Annotated in this window: 1 protein-coding gene; it reads left to right on the top strand. The window is 75.4% G+C overall.

Annotation, left to right across the window (positions count from 1 at the left end; genetic code table 11):
• Positions 1 to 4,573 (top strand): type I polyketide synthase (locus tag ACZ3KJ_RS35245; protein ID WP_467533028.1); only part of this gene is annotated, 4,573 nt, incomplete at its 5' end.
• Positions 4,574 to 4,795 lie beyond the last annotated feature (222 nt).

The following is a 4,795-nucleotide window of genomic DNA, read 5'->3' on the forward strand; positions in this document are numbered from 1 at the left end:
TCCGCTGTATCTGGGGTCGCTGAAGTCGAACATCGGGCACAGTCAGGCCGCCGCGGGCGTCGGCGGTGTCATCAAGATGATCCAGGCGATGCGGCACGAAGTGCTGCCGAAGACGCTGCACGTGGACGCCCCGACACCCCAAGTCGACTGGGACTCCGGCGCGGTGGAGCTCCTCACCGAGCCCAAGCCCTGGCCGGTGACGCCCGAGCGGCCTCGCCGCGCGGGCGTCTCCTCCTTCGGGATCGGCGGCACCAACGCTCACGTGATCATCGAAGAGCCGCCCGCTGAGGAGCCGGTGGAGCCGGAGCAGCCGGAGGAGCAGGGGCCGGAGACGTCGGCCGCCGCGGTGCCGGGCGGCCTGCCGGTGGCGCCGTGGGTGCTGACCGGGCGCTCGGCCGAGGGGCTGCGGGGGCAGGCGGCCCGGCTGCTGGCGGCCGTGGAGACCGACCCCGGGCTCGACGTCCGCGACGTGGCCCGGTCGCTCGCGTCCGGCCGGGCGGTCCTGGACGTCGCCGGGATCGTGGTCGGCTCGGACCGCGCCGACCTCGTACGGGGCCTGAAGACGCTGGCGTCGGGCGGCACGGACGGCTCGGTACGGGTGCAGGAGCGGTCGCGTGCGGGACGGCTTGCCTTCCTGTTCACGGGGCAGGGGGCGCAGCGGGTGGGGATGGGGCGGGAGTTGTACGGGGCGGTGCCGGACTTCGCGGCAGTGTTCGACGAGGTGTGCGGCCAGGTGGACGCGGGGTTGGCGCGGCCGTTGAAGGAGGTGGTGTTCGAAGAGATGGAGGGTGTGCTGGGGCGTACGGAGTTCACGCAGCCGGCGTTGTTCGCGTTGGAGGTGGCGTTGTTCCGGTTGTTGGAGGGGTTCGGTGTGGTGCCGGACTTCGTCGCCGGGCATTCGGTGGGTGAGGTGGCGGCGGCGCATGTGGCGGGTGTGTTGTCGTTGGAGGACGCGGCGCGGTTGGTGGTGGCGCGGGGCCGGTTGATGGGTGCGGCCCGGTCGGGTGGTGCGATGCTGGCGGTGCGGGCCGCGCCGGAGGCCGTGGCGGATGATCTGGGCGGGATCGAGGGCCGGGTGTCATTGGCGGCGGTCAACGGCCCGGACGCGGTGGTCGTCTCCGGAGATGCCGAGGCCGTCGAGGAACTGGCGGGCCGCTGGGCCGAGCGCGGTTGGCGGACCCGCCGGCTGAAGGTCAGTCACGCTTTCCACTCCCCGCACATGGACGGTGTGCTGGAGGAGTTCGAGCAGGTGGTGGCGGGGCTGTCGTTCCGGGCGCCGCGTATTCCGTTGGTGTCGACGGTGACGGGGAAGGTGCTGTCGGAGCGGGAGGCGTGCTCGCCGCGGTACTGGGTGCGGCAGCTACGGGAGGCCGTATGGTTCCACGACGCCGTGCGCTGCCTGGACGAGGAGGGCACGGCGGACTTCGTCGAGATCGGCCCGGACGCCGTGCTGAGTGCTCTGGTGTCGGCCGGTGTCGAGCGTGAGCCCGGTCTGGTGGTGCCGGTGTTGCGGAAGGACCGGTCGGAGTTGGAGTCGTTGGCGGTGCTGCTGGGCCGGTTGCATGCGCGGGGGCGGCGGGTGGACTGGGCGCGGGTGCTGCCGGGTGCGGGGCGGGTGGATCTGCCGACGTATGCCTTCCAGCGCAGGCGGTACTGGCTGGAGGAGCGGGCCGGTGGCCGGGACGCGGCCGGTCTGGGGCTGACCGGTGCCGCGCATCCCCTCCTGGGTGCGGCGGTGCCGGTGGCCGGGAGCGAGGAGGTGCTGCTGACCGGGCGGATCTCCCGCCGGACCCACCCCTGGCTCACCGACCACACCGTCTTCGACACCGTGCTCGTACCGGGCACCGGTCTGCTCGAACTCGCCGCCCGGGCCGGCCGGGAGACCGGATGCGACCGGGTGGACGAGCTGACCCTCGCCGCGCCTCTGGTGCTGCCGGAGACGGGCGGGCTCCAGATCCAGGTCCGGGTCGGCGCACCCGACGGCGACGGCCGGCGCACGCTCGCCGTCCACTCCCGCCCCGACACCCCCGACACCGACCAGGCGTGGGAGCTGCACGCCGAGGGGCTCCTCGCCGTGGACGGCACCCCGCCCCCCGCGTCGCTCGCCGCCGGACTCATGGTGTGGCCGCCCGCCGAGGCCACCGAGATCCCCCTGGACGGGGTGTACGAGCGGCTGACCGACCAGGGCTACGCGTACGGTCCCGCCTTCCGGGGACTGCGCCGCGCCTGGCGGGGCGACGGCGAGGTGTACGCCGAGGTCGCGCTGCCGGAGGCCGGCCGCGCCGAGGCCGCGCAGTACGGCCTGCATCCGGCCCTGCTCGACGCCGCCCTGCACGCGCTGCTGCCCGGGGTGGCCGGCGAGGGCGGCCAGGCACAGCTGCCGTTCGCCTGGTCCGGCGTCCGCGTGCACGGCCCGGGGGCCGTGTCGTTGCGGGTACGGCTGCCGGTACCGGACCCGGACGCCGCCTCCTCGGAGATCTCCGTCGTCGCGGTCGACGAGGCCGGTGCCCTGATCGCCTCGGTCGAGTCGCTGTCGCTGCGGCCGGTGTCGAGGGAGGCACTGTCGCAGGTGAGCGCCACGGTCCGGGACGGCCGGTTCCGCGTGGCCTGGGAACCGGCGCAGGCCGGGGCCGGCGAGCGGACCGGTGACCGGTCCGGGGACCGGGCAGATGACCGGGCCGGTGACTGGGCAGGTGACCGGGCCGGTGACTGGGCAGGTGACCGGGCCGGTGACTGGGCCGTGGTGGGGGACGCCGGGGCGTTCCCCGACGGGGTCCTGCCGGGCACGGACCACGCGTACGCCGACCTGGCCGCGCTCGCCGCGGCGGTGGAACCGGACGGCGCACCCGTCCCGTCCGTGGTGATCGCACCCGCGGTGGCGACGGCGGAGCCCGCCGACGTGGCCGGGGCGGCGCGGGCCGCGCTGCACGGCGTACTGGAGACGGTACGGACCTGGTCGGCGGCCGAGCGGTTCGCCGCCTCGCGGCTCGTCGTGCTGACCCGCGGCGCGGTCGCCGCCGGCGCGGAGGACGTCCCCGACCTGGTCCACGCCGGTGTGTGGGGGCTGCTGCGGTCGGCCCAGTCGGAGAACCCCGGTCGGATCGTCCTCGTGGACCTCGGGCAGGACACGGCCGGGCACGATGCCGCCGCCCTGCTGCGGGCGGCCGTGGCCACGGGCGAGCCGCAGATCGCCGTACGCGGCGGGACACTGCTGACGCCGCGCCTGGCCCGCACCCGGCGCGAGGAGGGCGCGGAGCGGGAGACCACGGACGGCACCGGCCCGCGCTGGGACCGCGGCACCGTCCTGCTCACCGGAGCCACCGGCACCCTCGGCGGCCTGCTGGCCCGGCACCTCGTCGTCCGGCACGGCGCCCGGGACCTGCTGCTGCTCAGCCGCCGGGGCGCCGACGCGCCGGGCGCCGCCGAACTGGGCAGGGAGCTGGAGGAGTTGGGCGCCCGGGTCGTGACGGCCGCCTGCGACGTGGCGGACCGGGAGGCGTTGGCGACGGTGCTGGCCGCCATTCCGCCGGACCGTCCACTGACCGCCGTCGTCCACACGGCGGGCGTCCTGGAGGACGGCGTGCTGTCCGCGATGACCGCCGGGCAGCTCGACCGGGTGCTGCGGCCGAAGGTCGACGCCGCGTGGAACCTGCACCAGCTCACCCACGACCTCGGCCTCACCGCCTTCGTCCTCTACTCGTCGGCCGCCGGACTGTTCGGCACACCCGGCCAGGCCAACTACGCGGCGGGCAACACCTTCCTCGACGCGCTGGCCGCCCACCGCAGGGCCGCCGGCCTGCCCGCCGTCTCCCTGGCCTGGGGACTGTGGGAGGAGACCAGCGCGATCAGCGGCGACCTGGGCGACGTCGACCTCAAGCGGCTCGCGCGGACCGGTCTGCGGGCACTGTCCTCCGACGACGCCATGGTGCTGTTCGACGCCGCGCACACCAGCGGCGAACCGGTCCTCGCCCTGACCCGGCTGGACACGGCGGGCCTGCGCGCCCGCGGCACCGAGCCGCACACCATGCTGCGGGGCCTGGTGCGTCCGCCGGCGCAGCGGCCGCAGGACACGACGGGCGGCACCTCGCTCGCCGAGCGGCTCGCCGGCCTGTCCGCCGCGGAACGCGAGCGGGTGCTGGTGGACCTGGTGCGCGGACTGGTGGCCGGCGTGCTCGGCCACGCCGACCCCGGCGGGATCGAGGTGGGCCGGGCCTTCCAGGAGCTGGGCTTCGACTCGCTGAGCGCGGTGGAGCTGCGCAACCAGCTGAACGCCGCCTGCGGGCTGCGGCTGCCGACCACCCTGGTCTTCGACCATCCGTCGGTGGGCGCGCTGGCGCGGTACCTCGACGGGCAGCTGGCCACGGAGGAGACCGCTCCGGCCGAGGCCGTGCTGACCGGCCTGGCCGGACTGGAGGCGGGCATCCGCGCCGCCGCCGACGACGAGGCGGCGCGGCAGCGGATCGCCGAGCGGCTCCAGGAACTCCTGGAGCTGTCCGGCGGCGCGGGCCGCCACGACGATCTCGACTCCGCGAGCGACGAGGAGCTCTTCGCCCTCGTCGACGGGAGCGAGTGAGCCCGCGCCCGCGGCGGACCCGATCCAGCACACCCCGGGCACGGCACCACGACGCCCGGGGTGTCACCCGCGCCGCGCGGCACCCCGCGCACTCGCCCCCACCCGGCGTCCCCCCGGCCCGACTTCCCCTCACCTGTTCGTACGACCTTGGAGCGGTTGGATTCTGATGGCTGACGAGAAGGAACTGCGGGAGTACCTGAAGCGGGCGATCGCGGACGCGCG

Source organism: Streptomyces sp. NPDC003248 (assembly GCF_055563235.1).